The following is a 21,162-nucleotide window of genomic DNA, read 5'->3' on the forward strand; positions in this document are numbered from 1 at the left end:
CGCCCGGGCAGGGAGCCGCGGCCGTCGTGGCGTTCAGGCGGCGGAGGCGCGGACGAGCTTGACCGTCAGGGAGTCGACGAGCACCGCGACGCGGTCGTCGGCGGCCCAGCGCGCGGCGAGGCGCTTCAGCACGGCATCCAGCTCGTGGCTGTCGAGGCCGTCGATGAGGTGCAGCCGCACGATCAGCTCGGGGCCGCGCAGCCGGGCGCGGGGGTCGCCCGGCTCGAGCGTCAGGTCGAGCACGGCGAGCTCGCCGCCGATGCTCTCGTGCAGGCCCGCGTAGACCTCGGGCGAGGCGTGCGGCGCCTCCCAGAGCTCGCCGCGGCCGATCGCCCAGACGGCGGGGCGCCGCAGCACGAACTCGGTGTCGGATGCCGGGTCGACGACGATCAGCTCCGTGTCGTCCTGCACGGCCGCGAGGGCCGTGCGCACGCCGTCGGCGGGCACGGGGCGCGCCTGGGCGTCCCAGCGCGTCATCGCGTCGACCGAGGTGAACACCGGCAGCACGCGCCGGCCGTCGGGAGAGGCGACCGTCACGATGGACAGCTCCTGCGTCTTGTCGACGCGCAGGCCCGTCGGCCCCACGCCCTCGTCGCCCTTCTCGGCGACGAGCGGGATCAGCAGCCGCGCCGAGCGGTACGCGTCGACGACGGCCGCGGCGTCGCCCTCCCCCGCGTGGAACGCGGTGAGCGCGGCGAGCAGCGCCGGGTCGGCGGACCCGTCGTCGCCGGCCCACGGGTTCTGCTCGAACGCGCGACCCTCCCACGGCACGCCGGCCGAGTCGGCGGACCCGCCGGGGGCGCAGGCGTGCTCGGCGTGCGAGTGCTCGGCGTGCGACGACATCAGTGTCCGGCGACGTCCAGCGCCTCGGGGAGCGTGAAGGCGCCGGCGTACAGCGCCTTGCCGACGATCGCGCCTTCGACGCCGAGGGGGACGAGCTCGCGCAGCGCGGCGATGTCGTCGAGGCTCGAGATGCCGCCCGATGCGATCACCGGCTTCGGGGTGCGGGTCGTGATCTCGCGCAGCAGGTCGATGTTCGGGCCGTTGAGCATGCCGTCCTTCGTGACGTCGGTCACGACGTAGCGGCTGCATCCGGCGTCCTCGAGGCGCTCGAGCACCTCCCACAGGTCGCCGCCCTCGCGCGTCCAGCCCCGCGCGGCGAGCGTCGTGCCGCGCACGTCGAGCCCGACCGCGATCGCGTCGCCGTAGCGGCCGATCACGTCGGCGGCCCACTCCGGGTTCTCCAGCGCGGCCGTGCCGAGGTTGATGCGCGCCGCCCCGCTCTCCAGCGCCGCCTCGAGCGTCGCGTCGTCGCGGATGCCGCCCGAGAGCTCCACCTGCACGCCCTTGAGCTGCTTGATCGCCTTGCGCAGCACGGCGGCGTTGCTGCCGCGGCCGAAGGCGGCGTCGAGGTCGACGAGGTGGATCCACTGCGCGCCGTCGCGCGCCCAGGCGAGCGCTGCGTCGACCGGGTCGCCGTAGCTGGTCTCGGTGCCCGCCTCGCCCTGCGTCAGCCGCACGGCCTTGCCGTCGGCGACGTCGACGGCGGGGAGGAGGGTCAGTTCGGGAATCGAAGCGAAGTCGTTCATGGCTCCAGCCGGGTCGGTGGTTCGCGCGTTTCGCGCCCCAGAGAGCCTATCGGCCCGTGGGCAGGGACGAAATCCAGTTGGAGAGCAGGCGGATGCCGGCCGCACCAGACTTCTCGGGGTGGAACTGCGTCGCCGAGAGCGGACCGTTCTCGACGGCGGCGAGGAACGGCGCGCCGTAGTCGCACCACGTCAGCACGGGCGGCGTGAACGGATGCATGACGTCGAGCGTCCACGACTGCGCGCCGTACGAGTGCACGAAGTAGAACCGCTCGTCCTCGATGCCGCGGAACAGCACGCTGTCCTCGCCCGCGCGCACCGTGTTCCAGCCGATGTGCGGGAGCACCGGGGCGTCGAGCTCGGTCACCACCCCGGGCCACTGGCCGAGGCCCTCGGTGTCGTTGCCCCGCTCGACGCCGTGCTCGAACAGCACCTGCATGCCGACGCAGATGCCGAGCACGGGCATGCCGCCGGCGAGCCGGCGCTCGATGATCTCGTGCCCGCGCGAGGCGCGCAGCTGGTCCATGACGGCCTGGAAGGCGCCGACGCCGGGCACGACGAGCCCCGCGGCGTCCTGCAGCAGGCCGCGGTCGGAGGTCAGGCGCGCGTCGGCGCCCGCCTCGGCGAGCGCCTTGACCGCGGAGTGCACGTTGCCCGAGCCGTAGTCGAGCACGGCGACGAGCGGAGCGTCGCTCACAGGGCGCCCTTCGTCGACGGGATGCCGTGCACGAGCGGGTCGAGGGCCTTCGCCTGGCGGAAGGCGCGGGCGACGGCCTTGTACTCGGCCTCGGCGATGTGGTGCGGGTCGCGGCCGCCCACGAGCGTGACGTGCATGGTGAGGCCCGCGTTGAAGGCCAGCGCCTCGAACGTGTGACGCACCATCGAGCCCGTGAAGTGCCCGCCGATGAGGTGGAGCTCGAACCCGGCCGGCTCGCCCGTGTGCACGAGGTACGGCCGTCCGCTGATGTCGACGACGGCCTGCGCGAGCGCCTCGTCGAGCGGAACGAGCGCGTCGCCGTAGCGCGAGATGCCCGACTTGTCGCCGAGGGCCTGGCGGATCGCCTGGCCGAGAACGATCGCCGTGTCCTCGACCGTGTGGTGCACGTCGATGTGGGTGTCGCCGGATGCGCGCACCGTGAGGTCGGTGAGCGAGTGCTTCGCGAAGGCCGTGAGCAGGTGGTCGTAGAACGGCACGGTCGTCTCGATGCTGCTGCGGCCGGTGCCGTCCAGGTTCAGCTCGATCTCGACCGTCGACTCGCTCGTCGAGCGACGCAGCGTCGCCGTGCGCGGGGCGGCAGTACTCATGAGCCGAGTCTACCGGGGCGGCCCGACGGCCGATCGCGGCCCGCGGCGACGCGAGGGGTCCGCTACAGCGACGCGAGCGCGTCGAGGAAGGCGCTCGTCTCCTCCTCCGTGCCGGCCGTGACGCGGAGGCTGTGCGCGATGCCGACGTCGCGCACGAGGATGCCGCGGTCGTAGAGCGCCTGCCAGGCCGCCTTCGGGTCGTCGAGGCCGGAGAACAGCACGAAGTTCGTCCAGCTCTCGTACGGCGTGTAGCCGAGCGCCGAGACGGTCGCCGAGATGCGGTCGCGCTGCTCGACGATGTCGTCGACCATCGCGAGCATCGTGGGTGCGTGCCGCAGCGCCGCCGTCGCCGCCGCCTGCGTGAGGGCGCTCAGGTGGTACGGCAGGCGCACGAGGCGCAGTGCGTCGATGAGCGCGGGGTCGGCCGCGAGGTAGCCGACGCGGGCGCCCGCGAACGCGAAGGCCTTGCTCATGGTGCGCGAGACGACGAGGCGCTCGCGCCCGGGCAGCAGGGTGAGCGCCGACCGCTCGTCGCGCGGTGCGAACTCCTGGTAGGCCTCGTCGACGATCACGATCCCGCGCGCGGCCTCGTAGACGGCCTCGATGACGTCGAGGCGCAGCGGCGTGCCGGTCGGGTTGTTCGGGGAGCAGAGGAACACGACGTCGGGCGCGGCGCGCTCGACCTGGGCGGCCGCGTCGTCGGCCGAGAGCGAGTAGTCGGACGCGCGCGTGCCCGCGACGAACCCGGCCCCCGTGGCGCGCGCGAGCAGCGGATACATCGAGTACGTGGGCCCGAAGCCGAGAGCGGTGCGCCCCGGCCCCGCGAACGCCTGCAGCAGGTGCTGCAGCACCTCGTTCGAGCCGTTCGCCGCCCAGATCTGCTCGCGCGTCAGCCCGTGTCCCAGATAGTCGGCGAAGCCCTCGCGCAGTGCCGTGAACTCGCGGTCGGGGTAGCGGTTGATCTCGGCGAGGGCCTGGCCCACGGCGTCGAGGATGTCGTCGGCGACCGCGGCCGGCACGGGGTGCGTGTTCTCGTTGACGTTGAGGGCCACCGGGAGCGGTGCCTGCGGGGCGCCGTAGGGGGTCAGACCACGCAGGTCGTCGCGAATGGGGAGGTCTTCTAAGCGGGCACTCACGCGATCCATGCTAGAGCGCTCGTCAGCGACCCGGCGTGTACTCCAGCGGCAGCGCGATCGACTGACCGACGTCGAGCCGCGCCGAGCTCAGCGCGTTGAGCCTCATGATCGCGTCGATCACGTCGCGCGGGTCGGCGTCGGGGGCGATCTCTCCCGCGAGCGACCACAGCGTGTCGCCGGGCTGCACCGTGACCGTCTCGAACGAGGCGGGATCCGCCGGGCGCTCGGACGACGCCACCGCGCCGCCCCCGGAGAGCATCGCGATGCTCACCGCGACGACGACGGGCGCCGAGGCGAGCGCGACGAGGACGCGGCGGCCGCGGGTCGTGAGGCGCAGGCGCGTGCGGACGACGACGGGACGAGGACCGGCGATGTCGATCGTGCTCATGATGGTGCTCCTCTGAGGTTGAGACGTTCGCATCCGGTTCTCGGCCGGGAGAATCGGATGCGAACGTCTTTTCCGAATGTATCTACGATGTTCCGGGTCTGTCAAGCGGGTTCGCATCGGAGACGGATCGAAGGCGACACGCGCGGGCCTCTCGCCTTCCGCCCCTCGAAGCGGATACCGTTTCGACAGGGACACCCCATCACCGACCTCCGACATTCGAAGACGATCGTCAGAAGACGAGTGGGACGAGACGCCCGCCACGACATGCACGACACGCACCACACACCGCGCAGGACACACGAGGAGCACGAATGAGCGAGAAGCCGCAGACCCGCCGGCGCAAGAGCCTGAGCGAGAAGCAGATCGCGATCCTGGAGGTCATTCAGCGCTCGATCGCCCAGCACGGCTACCCGCCGAGCATGCGCGAGATCGGCGACGCCGTCGGTCTCAAGTCGCTGTCGAGCGTGACGCACCAGCTCGGCCAGCTCGAGCTCAGCGGCTATCTGCGCCGCGATCCGGGCAAGACGCGCGCCATGGAGGTGCTCATCGACCTGCCCGGCATCAGCGACAACCCCGCCGACGACGGCCCCTCCGTCGGCGACGCCGCGCTCGTGCCCCTCGTCGGCCGCATCGCCGCGGGCGTGCCGATCACCGCCGATCAGCAGGTCGAGGAGGTCTTCCCGCTCCCCCGCCGCCTGGTCGGGAAGGGCGACCTGTTCATGCTCAAGGTGAGCGGCGAGTCGATGATCGACGCCGCCATCTGCGACGGCGACTGGGTCGTGGTGCGCAGCCAGTCCTCCGCCGAGAACGGCGACATCGTCGCCGCGATGCTCGACGGCGAGGCGACGGTCAAGACGTTCCGGCAGCGCGACGGCCACACATGGCTGCTGCCGCGCAACTCGGCGTTCGAGCCCATCCTCGGCGACGAGGCGACGGTGCTCGGCAAGGTCGTGGCGGTGCTGCGCGCCGTCTGATCCGGCCCGGCCGGTCCTGCCCGGCCGATGCGGCGCAGAAGCCGGGGAGCGCAGAAGGCGGATGCCGAGGGATCAGCCCCTCGGCATCCGCCTTCGCGGTCTTCCGTGCGCGCCCCGCGACTACGCGCCGACGCTCTCGCGCACGCGCTGCGTCGCCGCGACGAGGTTGCGCAGCGACGCGACCGTCTCGTCGTAGCCGCGCGTCTTCAGTCCGCAGTCGGGGTTGACCCATACCTGGCGCAGCGGCAGGGCGTCGGCGGCGCGCTGCAGCAGCTCGGCGACCTCGTCGACCGACGGCACGCGCGGCGAGTGGATGTCGTACACGCCCGGGCCGACGCCGTGCGCGAAGCCCGACTCGGCGATCTCGGCGATGACCTCGCCGCGGCTGCGGGCCGCCTCGATCGAGGTGACGTCGGCGTCGAGCGCCGCGATCGCGTCGAGCACGACGCCGAACTCCGAGTAGCACAGGTGGGTGTGCACCTGCGTCGCGGGCGCGGCGCCGGCCGTCGCGAGGCGGAACGAGCGCACCGACCAGTCGAGGTAGGCGGGCTGGTCGGCCTGCTTGAGCGGCAGCAGCTCGCGCAGCGCCGGCTCGTCGACCTGGATGATGCGGATGCCGGCCTGCTCCAGGTCGCCGATCTCGTCGCGCAGGGCGAGCGCCACCTGGTCGGCGGTCTCGCCGAGCGGCTGGTCGTCGCGCACGAACGACCACGCGAGGATCGTCACGGGCCCCGTGAGCATACCCTTGACGGGCTTGTCGGTGAGCGACTGCGCGTACTGCGACCACGCGACCGTCATCGGCGCCGGGCGCGAGACGTCGCCCCACAGGATCGACGGGCGCGTGGCGCGCGAGCCGTACGACTGCACCCAGCCGTTCTCGGTGACCGCGAAGCCGTCGAGCAGCTCGGCGAAGTACTGCACCATGTCGTTGCGCTCGGCCTCGCCGTGCACGAGCACGTCGATGCCGAGGTCGAGCTGCAGGTCGATGACGCGCTTGATCTCGTCGCGCAGGAAGCCCTCGTACTCGGCATCCGTGATCTCGCCCTTGCCGTGGCGCGCACGGGCACGACGGATGTCGCCCGTCTGCGGGAACGAGCCGATCGTCGTCGTCGGCAGCGCCGGCAGGCCCAGGCTCTCCTGCGCCGCGGCGCGCTCGGCGTCGTCGCCGCGCTCGATGTCGGCGGGGGTGAGCGCCGCGGCGCGTGCGCGCACGGCGCCGTCGCGCACGCCGGGGGCGGCCTGCCGGTCGGCGAGCGCGTCGGTCGCGGCCTGCAGCTCGGCGGCGATCGCGTCGCGGCCCTCGCTGAGGCCGCGGGCGAGCGTGACGACCTGGCCCACCTTCTGGTCGGCGAACGCGAGCCACGAGACGAGGCGCGCGTCGAGGGCGCTCTCGTCGGCGACGTCGTGCGGAACGTGCTGCAGCGAGGTCGAGGTGCCCGCCGAGACGGCCGCCGCGCCGAGCGCGCCCAGCGCCTGCAGGCGGTCGAAGCCGCCCGCGGGGTCGCCGCGCCAGATGTTGCGGCCGTCGACCACGCCGCCGACGACCGTCTTCGACGACAGCCCGTCGACGGCCGCGGGCACGCCGCCGCGGTGCAGGTCGATCGCGACGGCCTCGACGGGCGCCGCGGCGAGCGTCCGCCACGCCTGCGGCGAGAGCTGCGCGTAGCCGGCGGCCACGAGGATCGCGGGACGGTCCTGCGCGGCGCCGAGCACGGCGTAGGCGCGCTGTGCGGCATCCGCCAGCTCGTCGGCCGACAGGCCGAGGCTCTCGCTGACGAGCGCGTGCTCGTCGAGCTGCACCCATTCGGCGCCCGCGGCGCGCAGCGCGGCGAGCAGCTCGACGTAGACGGGCAGCAGGTCGTCGAGGCGCGAGAGCGGCGCGAAGCCCTCGGGCGCGGCGTCCGACGCCTTCGCGAGGGCGAGCAGCGTCACGGGTCCGACGACGACGGGGCGCACCGTGAAGCCGTCGGCCTTCGCCTCGGCGACCTGTGCGGCGAAGCGGTCGCTCGACAGCGAGAACACGGTCTCGGGGCCGATCTCGGGCACGAGGTAGTGGTAGTTCGTGTCGAACCACTTGGTCATCTCGAGCGGCGCGCGCTCGCCCTCGCCGCGCGCGGCGGTGAAGTACGCCGACAGCGGGATGGAGCCGTCGGCGGCGCGCAGGCCGGCGAAGCGCTCGGGCAGGGCGCCCACCGTGACGGCGGCGTCGAGCACCTGGTCGTAGAAGGAGAACGACTCGGGGATCGACGAGTCGCCGCGGCCGAGGCCCAGCTCCGCGAGGCGCTCGCGCGTGACGCGACGCAGGTCTGCGGCCGTGCGCTCGAGCTCCTGCGCGTCGGTCTTGCCGGCCCAGTGCGCCTCGACGGCGCGCTTGAGCTCGCGGCGGCGGCCGATGCGCGGGTAGCCGAGGATGGTGCCGGACGGGAAGGTGGCGGTCATCGGATGATCTCCTTTTCACGGGTGTCGGTGTTCTCGCGGGCGTCGGTGGCGACGATTCCTGCCTCGCGCAGCACGGCGAGGACGTTTCTGTGGTTGTTGAAGGCGTAGAGGTGGATGCCGGGCGCCCCGCCGTCGCGCACGGCCCGCACGAGCGCCGACGCGTGTGCGAGGCCGACCTCGCGCTGGCCGTCGGCGGTCGGCTCGGCGTCGAGCGCGCGCGCGAGGCCGGCCGGCACGGGCTCGCCCGTGAGCTCGAGCACGCGGCGCAGGCGCGTGGGCGAGACGATGGGCATGATGCCCGGGAGGATCGGCATCGTGACGCCGGCGGCGCGGGCGCGCTCGACGAATCCGAGGTAGTCGTCGGCGTGGAAGAACAGCTGCGTGATCGCGAGGGTCGCGCCCGCGGCCTGCTTGGCGAGGAGCGCGTCGATGTCGTCGTGCTCGGAGACGGCACGGGGGTGCCCGTTCGGGAACGCCGCGACCGCGACCTGCACGCGCTCGCGCGCGGCGAGGCGGACGGCGTCAGGGGCGCCCGGCACCGGCGCCTCGGTGTAGGGGGCGCGCTCGGCCTGCACGCGGCCGATCAGCTGCGCGAGCTGCGCGGCGCTCTCCAGGTCGCCGAGGAACACGTCCTCCTCGCGCACGCCCGCGGGCGGGTCGCCGCGCAGCGCGAGGAAGCGGGTGATGCCGGCGTCGAGGAACTCGCGGATGATCGCGGCGGCGTCGACGTAGGTGCTGCCGACGCACGTCAGGTGCGCGAGCGGCGGCACCGACGTCGTGCGCAGGATGTGCGTGAGCACCTCGAGCGAGCGGTCGCGGGTCGACCCGCCCGCGCCGAAGGTGACGGAGATGAAGTCGGGGCCGACCGCCGCGAGCCGCCGGATGGTCTCGTGCAGCGCGGGCAGGCCCTCGGGCGTGCGCGGCGGGTAGATCTCGAACGACACCGGCACGGTGCGATGTGCGATGGACGACATGATGAACTCCGGTCAGGTGCTGACGCGGCCACAGGGCAGCCGCAGGCGATGGCACCCGTCGGGCGTCATCGCGGGCGGGTGCCGGGCTCGGCTGTCGCTCCTGCCCGGTGGATGCCGGGCTGCCCGCAGTGCGGGCGTCGATGCGACCACTGTAGAACATCGCGCGAGCGGACCGGCACCAGTGTGACGCGATGTTTCGCCCGCCGCTTCGCTCTCCCGCGAGGGTGCCACTTGTTCTCACGAGGGTGCTCATTGTTCTCGCGAGGGTGCCCATTGTTCTCACGAGGGTGCTTTGGGGTGCCGCTCGAAAGCACCCTCGTGGGGACAACTGGCACCCTCGTGGGGACAACTGGCACCCTCGCGGGGATAACCGGCACCCTCGCGTAGCGTGGGGGCATGGTCGCAACGCTCCCCTACGGTTCCTGGCCCTCGCCGCTGACGGCGGAATGGGCGAGCGCCGCGTCGCCGCGTCTGGAGGGCGCCGCCTTCGTGGGCGCGGAGGTGTGGTGGGGGCAGTCGATCCCCGCCGAGGGCGGCCGCACGGCCGTGCTGCGGCGCACGGCCGAGGGCACCGACGAGGTCGTGCTGCCCGCGCCGTGGAACGCCCGCTCGAGCGTGCACGAGTACGGCGGCGGATCGTGGGCGGCGAGCCCCGACGGCCGCCTGTTCTTCGTGGAGAGAAGCGATCAGCGCGTCTGGATGCTCGCGCCGGGAGGCGAGCCGGTCGCCCTCACCCCGCCCGACGAGCGCGATCGCCACGGCGGGCTCGTGTATCAGGCCGGCACGCTGCTCGCGGTGCGCGAGCGGCACGGCGACGCTCCCGTGCCGGAGCGCGCGATCGTCGCGATCTCGGAGGCGGGTGGCGTGACGGTGCTGGCATCCGGCTCCGACTTCGTCGCCCAGCCCGCGCTCTCGCCGCGCGGCGACCGCCTCGCCTGGGTCGCGTGGGACCACCCCGACATGCCGTGGGATCGCACCGAGCTGCGCGTCGGCCGCATCGTCGACGGTGCGGTCGACGCGTGGGAGGCCGTGTCGTCGGGCACCACGTCGGCGCTGCAGCCGACGTGGGTCGCCGACGACGAGCTGCTGTTCTGCGACGACCCGACCGGCCGCTGGAACCTGTGGCGCCGGCGCGACGGCTCCGCGGCCGAGCCCGTCGCCCCGGCCGACGCCGACACGGGCGGGCCGCTGTGGGTGCTCGGGGCGCGGTGGTTCGCCGCTCTCGGCGACGGCGGCGTCGTCGCGGCCCGCACGCACGGGTCCGACGAGGTCGTGCGCATCGCGCCCGACGGCGCCGTCACCCCCGTGGCGGTGCCGGTCAGCGCGCGCGTGCTCGTCGAGGCGACCGACGGGGCGCGCGTGCTGGTCTCGGGCGCGGGACCGGCCGGCGGCGGGATCTGGCTCGTCGACGCCGACGGATCGTCGGCGCAGATCGTCGGCGCGGCGAGCGGCACCGATGCCGGCTGGATGCCGATCGGCCGGGCCGTGACCTACGCCGGCCCGCACGGCGACGTGCACGCGTTCGACTTCGCGCCGACGAGCCCCGAGGCCGCCGGGCCCGAGGGCGAGCTGCCGCCCTACGTCGTGTTCGTGCACGGCGGGCCGACGGCGCACGTCGGCGGCGTCGCCGACAGCAAGACCGCGTTCTTCACGAGCCGCGGCATCGGCGTGCTCGACGTCAACTACGGCGGCTCCACCGGCTACGGGCGCGCCTACCGCGAGCGCCTGCGCGGCCAGTGGGGCGTCGTCGACGTCGACGACGTCGCGGCGGCCGTGCGCGGTCTCGTCGCCGAGGGCCGCGCCGACGCGGCGCGCATCGCGATCGAGGGCGGCTCGGCAGGCGGCTGGACGGTGCTCGCGGCGCTCGCCGGCACCGACGTGTTCGGCGCCGGGATCTCGCGCTACGGCGTCGGCGACGCGCGTGCCCTCGCGGCCGACACGCACGACTTCGAGGCGCGCTACCTCGACGGGCTCATCGGCCCGCTCCCCGAGGCGGAGCCCGTGTACGTCGAGCGCTCGCCGCTGAGCCGGCCCGAGCGCTTCCGCGCGCCCCTGCTCCTGCTGCAGGGAGACGAGGATGCCGTCGTGCCGCCCTCGCAGGCCGAGGCGATCCGTGACGCGCTCGCGGCCCGCGGCGTCCCGCACGCCTACGTGCTCTATGCGGGCGAGGGCCACGGCTTCCGCCGTGCCGAGACGATCGTCCACGCGCTCGAGTCGGAGCTCGCCTTCCTCGGCCAGGTGTTCGGCTTCGAGACGCCCGGCGTCCCACCGATCGCGCTGAGCTGACCCGGGACGGCGCCGGCCCCGAACGGGTGAGAGGAGTCTCATCGCCATCGGAGGCCCGGTTTTGACATTCCCTCGAAAGCCTCGCTAATATGGCCATATGCAGGTGACGCACACTGGTCGCCTGCCAGGGGGGAGCAATCGTGGACACCACGTCGCAGACAGGGCACAGCGGTCGACGTCGACAAGGCAGCACCGAAGAGGTGGCGCTCGACCCGGTCATCGCCTAGCGGTTCGTAGGACGTTCCGCGATCTCGCAGCGCGCTGAGGACCTCACAGCACGCCTCGCGTCAGCTGCGTCGCTCACCGGTCCCCAAGCCGGTGTACCTGCGGACACCAGCACTCCCGTGGATGCCACGGGACGTCGTCGGCCCCGACCGATGACGTCGGCGTGCCTGGTTCCGCTCATATCGCGCGTGCCCTTGGAGCGCGCGACGGCGCCCCTCGCAACGGGGCCGCGCGTGCGATGCACCACTCCTAGGGTGCATCGCACGCCGCGACCCAGAGCCATCGCCGAGGGCGCCACCGCCGCGGCCGCGGTCCTCGAGACCGCGGCCGCGGTACCCGGGCCGACGTTCGCCACGGCGCACAGACCGGGTCGGGCGTGATCGATGTCGCCGCCTGACCCGCACGACGGGCGAGGAGGTGCCACGGATCGAGGGGAGAGCGTCCGGGCCCTCCTCGTCTGGGGCGACGTCGGCGAACGCACGGAGCGGACGCGATGACGCACAGAAGGACACGGAGGCCCGTCGTCTGGGCGACGGGCGCGGCGATCGGCGTGCCGCTGTCGCTGATCGTGCTCTTCGTCGCGGGCTCGACCTTGCCCGGGGGCGACGGCGGCGTCGTGGCCGTCGCCGATCGCGTGAGGCCGGGACCCGGCTGGGTGCTCGAGCTCGACAGGCTCCAGCCAGACCTCTGGATCAACATGGGCGGCGTTCCCGACCCGAGCGTTCACCGCACGTGGACCATTCCCGCGCAGAGCGTTCAGGAGTCCTTCGTCTCGGCGATGTCCGACCTCGATCCCGAACGCTCCGACTCCGCACCTGACCATTGCCGCGGCGAAGCGACGGACCGCTCGTGCTTCGCGAGATTCGTCGTGCAGGTCGACGGAAAGCCGTTCACCGTGGTCCTCACCGCCGACGCCGACTTCCGAGGCGCCCGGATGAACCTCATCGTCGACAAGACCCGTCGGGACGAGCGGAACCAGATCTCGCACACCGATTCGAGGAAGTGAACGTGAGAAGAAGAATCGCATCCGGCACTCGGCCTCGGCGAGACCGGCGATCACGGACGACACCGGCGGATTCACGATGAACCGGGCCGACGCTCAGTGGATCACGTCGACGAACAGGCCCGCGGCCACGCCGTGCGGCAGCTCGATCGTGCGCTGACGCTGCGGCTCGTCGATGAGCACCGAGGAGCCGTGCAGCTCGAACGACAGCGTCGATCCGGGCAGCAGGCCCTGTCGTCGCAGCTGCGTCAGGACGTGCGCGTTGCCCTGCAGCTGCTCCGACAGCCAGAGCACGCGGCAGTGCCTCGTGAGGGACCCGGCGAGCGCGGCGTGCAGCAGGCTCGTCGCCTCGCGCATGGCGGGCAGGGGCCATTCCGTCTCCCCGACGCGGGGAATGGGATTGCCGTACGGTGAGACCGCGGGGTCTCCGAGCAGGGCGCGCAGGCGCAGCTCGGCCGCGTCGCTCATCGCCCGATCCCACTTGTCCGCCTCGGCGTGCGCGACGGCCCAGTCGAGCCCGAGGGTCTGGGCCAGGAAGCACTCCGCCACCCGGTGCTTGCGCAGCATCTCGATCGCGAGCCGCCGCCCCGCCGGGCGCAGCTCGACGCCGCGCTGGGCGCCGAAGTCGATGAGCCCCGCCTCGCGCATGCGCTTCGCCGTGCCGGTCACCGAGGGCAGCGAGAGCCCCAGGCTGTCGGCGATGCGGGCGCGCAGCGGCACGATGCCCTCTTCCTCGCACTCCATGATGAGCCGCGCGTAGACCTTGAAGGCCGCGGTCGCTCCGCCGCCCGTCGCATCGGCCGCCGCCGCGGCCTCGGCGGGGAGGCTCATGATGCGGCCGTCCGGGGGAATCCACGCACGCTGTCGTCGACGCGCAGCAGCGTGCGCTCGCCGATCGCGGGCAGCTCGCTCGCCGGCACGCGCACGAGCACGGTCCCGCCGCCGTCGATCTCCGCCTCGAGGGTGCTGTCGTGCCCGAAGTAGTGCACGGTGCGCACCGTGGCGGCGACACCGGCATCCGTTCCGAGCCGCACCTGCTCCGGACGCACGAGCACCGTGACCTCGGCGTCGGCCGGGCCGTCGTGCCGCAGCGAGCCCAGGGGCGTGCGCGCCGAGCCCCCGCGGGAGACCGCGTCGAACAGGTTCGCGTCGCCGAGGAAGCCGCCCGTCCAGGCATCGGCGGGCCGCGCGTAGATCGACCTCGGCGGCCCCGCCTGCCGCACGCGCCCGTCGGCCAGCACGATCAGCATCGTCGCGAGCGACAGCGCCTCGCTCTGATCGTGGGTCACGAGCAGCGCGGTCGTGCCGGTCTCGGCGAGCGCCGCGCGCACGCCCGCGCGCACCTCGGCGCGCAGCGCGGCGTCGAGCGCGGAGAACGGCTCGTCGAGCAGCACGAGCCGCGGTGCGGGGGCGAGGGCCCGCGCGACGGCGACACGCTGCGCCTGACCGCCCGACAGCTGGTGCGGCAGGCGATCCGCGAGCGGCGTCAGCCCCAGCAGGTCGAGCATGTCGTCGGCCCGTCCGCCGCGCCGCGCCGCGCGCGAGAGACCGAAGGAGATGTTCTCGACGACCGTGAGGTGCGGGAAGAGGGCGCTGTCCTGCGGGACGAGGCCGATCCTTCGCCGCTCGGGCGGCAGCGGGTCGACCCGCTGGCCGCCCAGCGCGACGGTTCCCTGCATCGTGCGGTGCAGGCCCGCGATCGCGCGCAGGAGCGTCGTCTTTCCGCTGCCGCTGGGTCCGAGCACGGCCGCGAGCTCGCCCGAGGCGACGTGGAATCCCACGTCGTGCAGCACGGGCGCGAGCTGCGACGCCGACGCGTGCCAGGCGGTCAGGTGCTCAATGTCGAGTTCCATCGTTCTCCGCTCGGGACAGGAGGTAGGCAGGGATGCTCGCGATCAGCACGAGCGCGATCGCGTAGGGGGCGGCGGCGCCGTAGGCCGTGATCGACGTGTGCCGCCACAGCTCGGTCGCGAGCGTGTTCGCTCCGATCGGCAGCAGCATGAGGGTGGCGGGGAGCTCCTTCATCGCGGTGACCGCGACGAGCAGGCCGCCCACCGCGATGCCGGGCGCCGAGAGCCGCGCCGTGACCGTCGCCCACGTGCGGGCGGGGCCGCGCCCCAGGCTGCGCGAGACGTCCTCGAGCGACGGCGGCACCTGCTCGATCGCCGACCGCGCCGATCCGACGGCCTTCGGCAGGAAGATCACCGCGTAGGCGAAGCACAGGGCGAGCGCCGACTGGTAGAGGCCCGGCACGACGGCGAGCGTGAAGAAGACGAGCGAGAGGCCGACGACGATGCCGGGCACGCCGTTGGCCAGGTACGCGACCGACTCGAGCACGGCCGCGGCCCGCGAACGCGAGCGTGCGGCGAGCAGCGCGATCGGCAGGCCGAGGGCGACGGCGAGGAGCGCGCCGCCCAGGCTCAGCGCGAGCGTCGTCGCCGCGCTCTCCCCCAGACGCTGCCAGTCGACGTCGGCGGCGCGCGACTCGAGCGCGCGCCGCGTGAGCGCGAAGGCGGGGATGCCGAGGCCGGCGGCCGCGACGGCGAGCATGCCGGCGACGGCGGTCCAGCGCGCGGCGCGCGACCGCGTGAGGGCCGCGGGGGCGCCCCGGCTCTCCCGCACCGCGCCGCGCCGCGCACGCCGCCGCACCGCGCGCTCGGCGACGACCAGCAGCAGCGCGAGGACGACCAGCACGGCGGCCGTCGCCGCCGCAAGGGTGCGGTTGAGCCCGCCCTCGTAGGCCGCGTGCACGCCCCAGGTGAGCGTCTGCACGCGCAGCAGCGACGGCGAGCCGAAGTCCGACAGCGTGTAGAGCGCGGCGAGCAGGGCCCCCGCGAGCGCCGCCGGGGCGATCTGCGGCAGGGTCGCGGCGCGGAACGCGGCGAGCGGGCCCCGCCCGAGCGTGCGAGCGACGTCGAACCCGCGCTGGTCGGCGAAGCGCAGCGCCGCCACGACGGGCAGCGTCACGTACGGCACGCACGCGAGGGTCATCACGGCCGCGAGCGGCCAGAAGCCGTTCGTGCCGGGCCAGGTCGACACCCACGCGAAGGCCGAGACGTAGGAGGGGATCGCGAGCGGCAGGGCCGCGAGCACGGGCCAGACCGCGGGCAGGGGCAGCCGCACGCGCGCGAGCGCCCACGCCAGCGGCACGCCGATCAGCAGGCACAGCACGGCGACGGTGATCGAGAGCCCGAGCGAGGTGAGCGCGAGCGACAGGGTGCGCGTGCGCAGCAGCGCGCCCCAGACGTCGTCGCGGTCGGACTCGACGAGGCGCACCACGAGGTACGCGACGGGCAGGGCGGCCGACAGCGCGCCGATCGCGCCGGCCACCCACAGGAGCAGAGGAGGCCGCCCTCTCGGCGGCCTCCTCGTGTGCGAGCGCTGCATCGGCTAGATGAGTCCGACCTTCTGCAGCAGCTCGACGGTGCCCTCCAGGTCCGCGAGCTTCGAGTAGTCGATCTCGGGTCCATCCAGCTCGTCGAGCGTCGGCACGTTCGCGGGCGACGGCGCGCCGGGCAGCAGCGAGTACTCGCCGGTCTCCTCGACGAAGTAGGTCTGCGCCTGCTCCGACAGCAGGAAGCGCACGAACTCCAGCGCCTCCTCCGAGTCCTCGGAGCCGGTCAGGATGCCGGCGCCGGTCACGTTGACGAGGGCGCTGACCGTGCCGGGCGCGCCGAACTGCAGCTGCGCGCGCATCGCGTCGGGTCCGCCGGCCTCGGCGGCCGCGCCGACCCAGTAGTAGTGGTTGAGCAGGCCGACGTCGAGGGCGCCCGTGTTGACGGCCTCGAGGATCGGGTTGTTGCCCGGGAAGGTCTGCGCGTTGTTGGCGATGAGCCCGCGCAGCCACTCCTCGGCCGCCTCCTCGCCCTCGATGACGCGCATGGCCGTCACGAACGACTGGAACGAGGCGTTGGTGGGGGCGAATCCGACGCGGCCGCTCCACTCGGGCTTCGTGAGCTCGTGCACGTCGGCCGGGGCCTGGTCGGCGCTCAGCTTCTCGGAGTCGTAGATGACGACGCGCGCACGGCCCGTGAGGGCGACCCACGAGTCGTCCGACGAGTTGTAGTGCGCGTCGACGGCGCCCGTGACGTCGTCGGGCAGTGCGACGAGGAGGTCGGCGTCGCGCAGCGCGCCGAGCGCGCCGGCCTCCTGCGAGAGGAACACCTGCGCGGGCGTGCGCTCGCCCTCCTCCAGCAGCTGCGCGGCCATCTCGATGCTGTTCGCGTAGCGCACCTTGACGGTGATGCCCGACGCCTCCTCGAACTGCTCGATGATGGGGCCGACGAGGCTCTCGGAACGCCCGGAGTAGACGATCAGCGAGCGCTCGCCCGAGACCTCCGTCTCGGTCGTCGTGTCGGTGGCGGGGGCCGTCTCGGGAGTGCCGGAACCGCCCGAGCCGCAGGCGGTCAGAACGAGTGCCGACGCGGCCAGAGCAGAGAACAGAGCGACGCGGGGACGCAGTTTTCGCATGATCGGGATTCAGTCCTTCATGTTGCTGTGAATAGGGATGCCGGCCGGCTTAGGCAAGCCTAGGCTTGGCGTGATGAGCCGCTTCTCCCTAAAATTGGGGGGTGTCCACCCCTGTCCTGATCGTCGACGACCATCGCACGTTCGTCGATCTGATGAAGATGGGCATCGACGCGCAGGACGACCTGCACTGCGCGGGCGTCGCGCACAGCCTGCGTGAGGCGACCCGCATCGCCGCGGCCGTGCCCTACGAGGCCGCGATCGTCGACCTGTCGCTCCCCGACGGCACGGGCGCCGAGGTCGTCGCGGTGCTGCGGGAGGCGGCCCCGGACGCACGGCTCGTCGTGCTGACCGCGCATCCGCGCTCCGACGTGGCGCGACGCGCCTCCGCCGCCGGGGCCCACGCCGTGCTGCCGAAGAACGGCCGCCTCGCCGACGTGCTGAAGGCGGTCAGAGCCCGCGGCGTCGCTCCCGTCGCGCCGTCGGCCGGCGAGACGCTCACGCCGCGCGAGCGCGAGGTGCTCTCGCTGCTCGCCGACGGCCAGGACGCGCAGGCGATCGCCACGCTGCTCGGCCTGTCCCTGCACACGGTGCGCGACCACGTCAAGGGCCTGCTCGCGGGGCTCGGCGCCAAGACGCAGCTCGAGGCCGTTGTCCTGGCGGCGCGCGCGGGGATCGTGCTCCTGGAGCCCCGGTGATCCGCGCGGCACGACGCCTGTCGGTGCGCCGTGCCCTCGCCATCCACGCGCTGTCGACGTTGCTCGTGGCGATCGGCGTGGCCGCGGTGTCGTCGGCGCTCTCGGCCGCGCTGGCCGTCGACGCCGCGCGGGAGAGCGCCGCGCGCGTCGCCGACACGGTGGCGCACGCCGTGGCGGCGCCGCTCGCCGCGATCGACGTCAGCAGCCCGGGCCCCGAGATGCGGACGCAGGCGCTCGGCGAGCTGCAGGCCTTCTTCGACGCCGACGTCATCGAGCGCGTGAAGATCTGGAAGGTCGAGGGCGACGAGGCCGTCGTGCTGTTCTCCGACGAGGCCCGCGTGGAGGGGGAACGGCGTCCGTTCGACGCGGAGCTCGCGGCGCGGCTCGACGCGGGCGAGGTCGTCGTGCTCGACGTGCCCGACGACTGGGAGCACCGCTTCGAGATCGCGCACGGCGGCCTCGTCGAGGCGTTCATCGGGTTCACGGATGCCGCGGGCTCGACCATGCGGCTCGAGCTCTACATGCCCTCGGTGCAGCCGGACATGCTGCGCGACATGCTCGCCGTCACGCTTCCGCCCGTCATCATCGGCCCGATCCTGCTCGGCGCCGCGACACTCCCCCTCGCCCTGCGGCTCGCCCGCCGGCTCGACGAGCGCGACGCCGAGCGCCGCGCCCTGCTGCACACCGCGCTCGCGGCGTCGGACCACGAGCGGCAGCGGCTCGCGGCGCTGCTGCACGACGGCGTCATCCAGGATCTGGCGAGCGCAGGCCTCCTGCTCGAGCGCATCGGCAGCACCGCCCACGCTCCCGACGCCGACCGGGCCGCCCTGCTGACGCAGGTGAGCGGGCTGCTCGACGCCGACCTCGCCGAGCTGCGCTCGCTGCTCTCCCGGCTCGCGCCGCCGCAGTTCGAGGGGTCGCTCGTCGTCGCGCTGTACGACCTGGCCGCCGATCTGGAGACCTCGCGCACCCGCATCGACGTGCAGATCGGCTCGTCCACGTCGGCGGATGCCGAGGTCGAGACGCTCATCTACCGCGTCGCGCGCGAGCTCGTGCGAAACGCCGTCGAGCACGCGGCACCGGCATCCGTGACGATCGCCGTGGACGGCGACGGCGACGAGGTCGTCTGCAGCGTCGCCGACGACGGCCGGGGGTTCGACCCCGCCGCCCCGGCGCCCGACGGGCACTTCGGCCTGCGCCTCGTGCGCCAGGCGATCACCGACAGCGGCGGCACGATCGACATCGTGTCGCAGGCCGGCGACACGGCCGGCACGACCGTCACCGTGCGACTGCCCCGACGGATGATCGCCTCTGCCCTCGCCGGCTGAGAGCCGGTGCACCGCACGGTGCGCCGTGCAGGACGTTCTGCGCCCGACGGGCCGAGCCGCGCGCGACACGCCCGGGATCCGGATTCGGTCCTGCACGGCGCACCGGGCGGGACGCGCCCGACCGCCTCAGCCGAGGCGCGAGTGCTCGCCCAGGCGGTGCCACGTGCGGTTGTGGTAAACGAGCGCGTCGCCGTGGTCCCCCGGCACGACGTCGCGCTCCAGCTGCGCCTGCAGGGCGTGCGCGGCGATGACGGTCGACGATCCCGCCGCCATCCGCTCGACGACGGCGCACCGCACCCACGCGCGCACGCCGTGGTACACGGGCTCGCCGGTGACGAGCCGCGACCAGCGCTCGGCGTCGGCGAACCGGTCGATGCCGCTCGTCGCGCCCAGCTGCGCGACGTCGATGTCGTTCGCGTCGAGCAGGTGCACGACGACCGTCTCGGCGCGGGCCAGCACGCCGGCGGCCGACGACAGGCTCGAGATCGAGAAGATCAGCAGCGGCGGCTCCGCGCTCACCGACGACACCGAGGTGGCGGTCAGCGCGACCGGGCCGTCGCCCGCGTCGGCCGTGATCACCGCGACGCCGCCCGGGTGCCCCCGGAAGACGGCCTTGAAGTCGTCGGGCGACAGGGTGGAGGCGAAGCGGCGGGCCGGGTGGTCGGCGGAGGCGGCGGCGGTCGAGAGAGGCATGCTCTGGACGGTAATCAGCCGCGGGCCCCGATGCGTACTTCGTGTGCGCGCGTGACCGACTGTGAACGAATGTGACGCGGCCCGCGCCGCGGTCGTCTCCGCCGGTCACGCACGACGCGCGACGACCGCCTCAGCCCACGACGAACGGGGCCAGCCGGCCCGCGAGCACCGCGGGCACGTGCGCGTGCAGCGCCGTGCCGTCGGCGCCGTGCTCCTGCGACAGGATGATGCCGTGCTCGTGCACCGCCGAGACGAGCTCGCCGCGGTCGTAGGGCACGACCGCGCGGACCTCGACGGCGGGCAGGGGCAGCGTGCGCTCGATCGTCTCGCGCAGCTCGTCCACGCCCTCGCCCGTGCGCGACGACACGAACAGCGCGTGCGGCGCGAGGCCGCGCAGCACGAGCCGCGCGTCGTCGTCGAGCAGGTCGGCCTTGTTGAACACGACGATCTCGGGCACGTCGCGCGCCCCCACGTCGCCGATCACGTCGCGCACCGTCGCGAGCTGCGCGGCGGGGTCGGGATGCGACCCGTCGACCACGTGCACGATCACGTCGGCCTCGCCGACCTCCTCGAGCGTCGAGCGGAACGCCTCGACGAGCTGGTGCGGCAGGTTGCGCACGAAGCCGACCGTGTCGGTGAGCGTGTACACGCGGCCGTCCGACGTCTCGGTGCGGCGCACCGAGGTGTCGAGCGTCGCGAACAGGGCGTTCTCGACGAGCACGCCCGCACGGGTCAGCCGGTTCAGCAGGCTCGACTTGCCGGCGTTGGTGTAGCCGGCGATCGCGACGGCGGGGATCGTGTTGCGCTTGCGCTCGGCGCGCTTGGCCTCGCGCGCGGGCGCGAAGTCGCGCAGCTGCCGGCGCAGCTGGGCCATGCGCGTGCGGATGCGCCGGCGGTCGAGCTCGATCTTCGTCTCACCCGGACCGCGCGAGCCCATGCCCGCGCCGCCCGCGCCGACCTGGCCGCCGGCCTGGCGGCTCATCGAGTCGCCCCAGCCGCGCAGACGCGGCAGCAGGTACTCCAGCTGCGCCAGCTCGACCTGGGCCTTGCCCTCGCGGCTCTTCGCGTGCTGGCTGAAGATGTCGAGGATGACGGTCGTGCGGTCGATGACCTTGACCTTGACGACGTCCTCCAGCGCGCGTCGCTGGCTCGGCGCCAGCTCGGTGTCGGCGATGACCGTGTCGGCGCCCAGGGCCGCGACCATGTCGGCGAGCTCCTGCGCCTTCCCCCGGCCGATGTAGGTGGCCGGGTCGGGGTGCGGCCGGCGCTGCAGCACGCCGTCGAGCACGACCGCGCCCGCGGTCTCGGCGAGCGCCGCGAGCTCGCGCAGCGAGTTCTCGGCGTCCTCCTGCGAACCCTGCGGATACACGCCCGCCAGCACGACGTTCTCCAGCCGCAGCTGCCGGTACTCGACCTCGGTGACGTCGTCGAGCTCGGTCGACAGTCCCGGCACGCGACGCAGCGCCGCGCGCTCCTCACGATCCCACTGGTCTCCGTCGGTGTCGTCGTAGGCGACCGTCGACTCGTCCTGCAGCGCCTGCGCGGCGCCGAAGACCCGCATGCCCGCCCGTGTCTCCGCGCGAGAGAGCACGCGGTCGACCGGATCGATCTCGGTCGTGTCGGTGGCGGTGTCGGGTGTCGTATCCGTCATGGATTCCTT

At 73.5% G+C, this 21,162-nt stretch carries 19 protein-coding genes; 5 read left to right on the forward strand and 14 right to left on the reverse strand.

What is annotated here, in order from left to right:
• Positions 1-33: 33 nt before the first annotated feature.
• The 6 genes from AOA12_RS14135 to AOA12_RS14160 form a co-directional block, all read right to left on the reverse strand.
• The gene (locus AOA12_RS14135) at positions 34-843 is read right to left on the reverse strand and encodes an SseB family protein (RefSeq protein ID WP_054683922.1); all 810 of its coding nucleotides are present in this window, start codon (positions 841-843) and stop codon (positions 34-36) included.
• On the reverse strand, positions 843-1,589 hold the full coding sequence (priA, locus tag AOA12_RS14140) for a bifunctional 1-(5-phosphoribosyl)-5-((5-phosphoribosylamino)methylideneamino)imidazole-4-carboxamide isomerase/phosphoribosylanthranilate isomerase PriA (protein ID WP_054683925.1): 747 nt from the start codon (positions 1,587-1,589) through the stop codon (positions 843-845). Before priA ends, AOA12_RS14135 begins: the two co-directional genes overlap by 1 nt.
• A 46-nt stretch (positions 1,590-1,635) precedes the next feature.
• A complete protein-coding gene (gene hisH, locus AOA12_RS14145; RefSeq protein ID WP_054683933.1) occupies positions 1,636-2,283 on the reverse strand; it encodes an imidazole glycerol phosphate synthase subunit HisH in 648 nt (215 codons plus the stop codon).
• Complete coding sequence (gene hisB / locus AOA12_RS14150; RefSeq protein ID WP_054683936.1) at positions 2,280-2,891, reverse strand: imidazoleglycerol-phosphate dehydratase HisB; 612 nt, start codon at positions 2,889-2,891, stop codon at positions 2,280-2,282. The genes hisH and hisB overlap by 4 nt, the downstream gene beginning before the upstream one ends.
• Positions 2,892-2,953: 62 nt before the next feature.
• Positions 2,954-4,036 (reverse strand): histidinol-phosphate transaminase, encoded by a 1,083-nt coding sequence (locus tag AOA12_RS14155; RefSeq protein WP_197280935.1) that lies wholly within the window; start codon positions 4,034-4,036, stop codon positions 2,954-2,956.
• A gap of 13 nt (positions 4,037-4,049) precedes the next feature.
• The gene (locus AOA12_RS14160; RefSeq protein WP_054683938.1) at positions 4,050-4,415 is read right to left on the reverse strand and encodes a LysM peptidoglycan-binding domain-containing protein; all 366 of its coding nucleotides are present in this window, start codon (positions 4,413-4,415) and stop codon (positions 4,050-4,052) included.
• A 311-nt stretch (positions 4,416-4,726) separates the two neighbouring features.
• On the opposite strand from AOA12_RS14160, the gene lexA reads away from it, so the two are divergent.
• Positions 4,727-5,389 carry a transcriptional repressor LexA gene (gene lexA, locus AOA12_RS14165; protein WP_054683941.1) on the forward strand — a complete coding sequence of 221 codons (663 nt, stop codon included), beginning with the start codon at positions 4,727-4,729 and terminating at the stop codon, positions 5,387-5,389.
• Between the two features lie 120 nt (positions 5,390-5,509).
• Here the strand turns inward: lexA and metE are convergent, their stop codons facing one another.
• Both metE and AOA12_RS14175 read right to left on the reverse strand, forming a co-directional pair.
• Positions 5,510-7,828 carry a 5-methyltetrahydropteroyltriglutamate--homocysteine S-methyltransferase gene (gene metE, locus AOA12_RS14170; protein WP_054683947.1) on the reverse strand — a complete coding sequence of 773 codons (2,319 nt, stop codon included), beginning with the start codon at positions 7,826-7,828 and terminating at the stop codon, positions 5,510-5,512.
• The gene (locus AOA12_RS14175) at positions 7,825-8,802 is read right to left on the reverse strand and encodes a methylenetetrahydrofolate reductase (RefSeq protein WP_054683951.1); all 978 of its coding nucleotides are present in this window, start codon (positions 8,800-8,802) and stop codon (positions 7,825-7,827) included. Before AOA12_RS14175 ends, metE begins: the two co-directional genes overlap by 4 nt.
• 396 nt (positions 8,803-9,198) lie before the next feature.
• Between AOA12_RS14175 and AOA12_RS14180 the strand changes: the two genes are divergently transcribed.
• The gene (locus AOA12_RS14180; protein WP_054683962.1) at positions 9,199-11,088 is read left to right on the forward strand and encodes a prolyl oligopeptidase family serine peptidase; all 1,890 of its coding nucleotides are present in this window, start codon (positions 9,199-9,201) and stop codon (positions 11,086-11,088) included.
• A 718-nt stretch (positions 11,089-11,806) separates the two neighbouring features.
• Positions 11,807-12,319, forward strand: a complete 513-nt coding sequence (locus AOA12_RS14185; protein WP_054683965.1) for a hypothetical protein — start codon at positions 11,807-11,809, stop codon at positions 12,317-12,319.
• Between the two features lie 93 nt (positions 12,320-12,412).
• On the opposite strand, the gene AOA12_RS14190 is transcribed toward AOA12_RS14185, so the two are convergent.
• From AOA12_RS14190 to AOA12_RS14205, 4 genes are read right to left on the reverse strand one after another with little or no spacing between them, the layout of a single operon-like run.
• The gene (locus AOA12_RS14190) at positions 12,413-13,147 is read right to left on the reverse strand and encodes a metal-dependent transcriptional regulator (RefSeq protein ID WP_054683968.1); all 735 of its coding nucleotides are present in this window, start codon (positions 13,145-13,147) and stop codon (positions 12,413-12,415) included.
• Complete coding sequence (locus tag AOA12_RS14195; protein ID WP_054683971.1) at positions 13,144-14,169, reverse strand: ABC transporter ATP-binding protein; 1,026 nt, start codon at positions 14,167-14,169, stop codon at positions 13,144-13,146. Before AOA12_RS14195 ends, AOA12_RS14190 begins: the two co-directional genes overlap by 4 nt.
• Positions 14,153-15,646, reverse strand: a complete 1,494-nt coding sequence (locus AOA12_RS14200; RefSeq protein ID WP_197280936.1) for an ABC transporter permease — start codon at positions 15,644-15,646, stop codon at positions 14,153-14,155. Before AOA12_RS14200 ends, AOA12_RS14195 begins: the two co-directional genes overlap by 17 nt.
• A gap of 60 nt (positions 15,647-15,706) precedes the next feature.
• Positions 15,707-16,786 (reverse strand): iron ABC transporter substrate-binding protein, encoded by a 1,080-nt coding sequence (locus tag AOA12_RS14205; RefSeq protein ID WP_054683978.1) that lies wholly within the window; start codon positions 16,784-16,786, stop codon positions 15,707-15,709.
• 101 nt (positions 16,787-16,887) lie between these two features.
• On the opposite strand from AOA12_RS14205, the gene AOA12_RS14210 reads away from it, so the two are divergent.
• A complete protein-coding gene (locus AOA12_RS14210) occupies positions 16,888-17,481 on the forward strand; it encodes a response regulator transcription factor (RefSeq protein ID WP_054683980.1) in 594 nt (197 codons plus the stop codon).
• On the forward strand, positions 17,478-18,809 hold the full coding sequence (locus AOA12_RS14215; RefSeq protein WP_054683983.1) for a sensor histidine kinase: 1,332 nt from the start codon (positions 17,478-17,480) through the stop codon (positions 18,807-18,809). Before AOA12_RS14210 ends, AOA12_RS14215 begins: the two co-directional genes overlap by 4 nt.
• Before the next feature lie 126 nt (positions 18,810-18,935).
• Here the strand turns inward: AOA12_RS14215 and AOA12_RS14220 are convergent, their stop codons facing one another.
• Together AOA12_RS14220 and hflX are read right to left on the reverse strand one after the other, a co-directional pair.
• Positions 18,936-19,502: a flavin reductase family protein gene (locus AOA12_RS14220; RefSeq protein ID WP_054683991.1), complete on the reverse strand. Its 567-nt coding sequence runs from the start codon at positions 19,500-19,502 to the stop codon at positions 18,936-18,938.
• Positions 19,503-19,632: 130 nt separating this feature from the next.
• Positions 19,633-21,153 carry a GTPase HflX gene (hflX, locus tag AOA12_RS14225; protein WP_054683993.1) on the reverse strand — a complete coding sequence of 507 codons (1,521 nt, stop codon included), beginning with the start codon at positions 21,151-21,153 and terminating at the stop codon, positions 19,633-19,635.
• Positions 21,154-21,162 lie beyond the last annotated feature (9 nt).

Source organism: Microbacterium sp. No. 7, assembly GCF_001314225.1.
Taxonomy (GTDB): domain Bacteria; phylum Actinomycetota; class Actinomycetes; order Actinomycetales; family Microbacteriaceae; genus Microbacterium.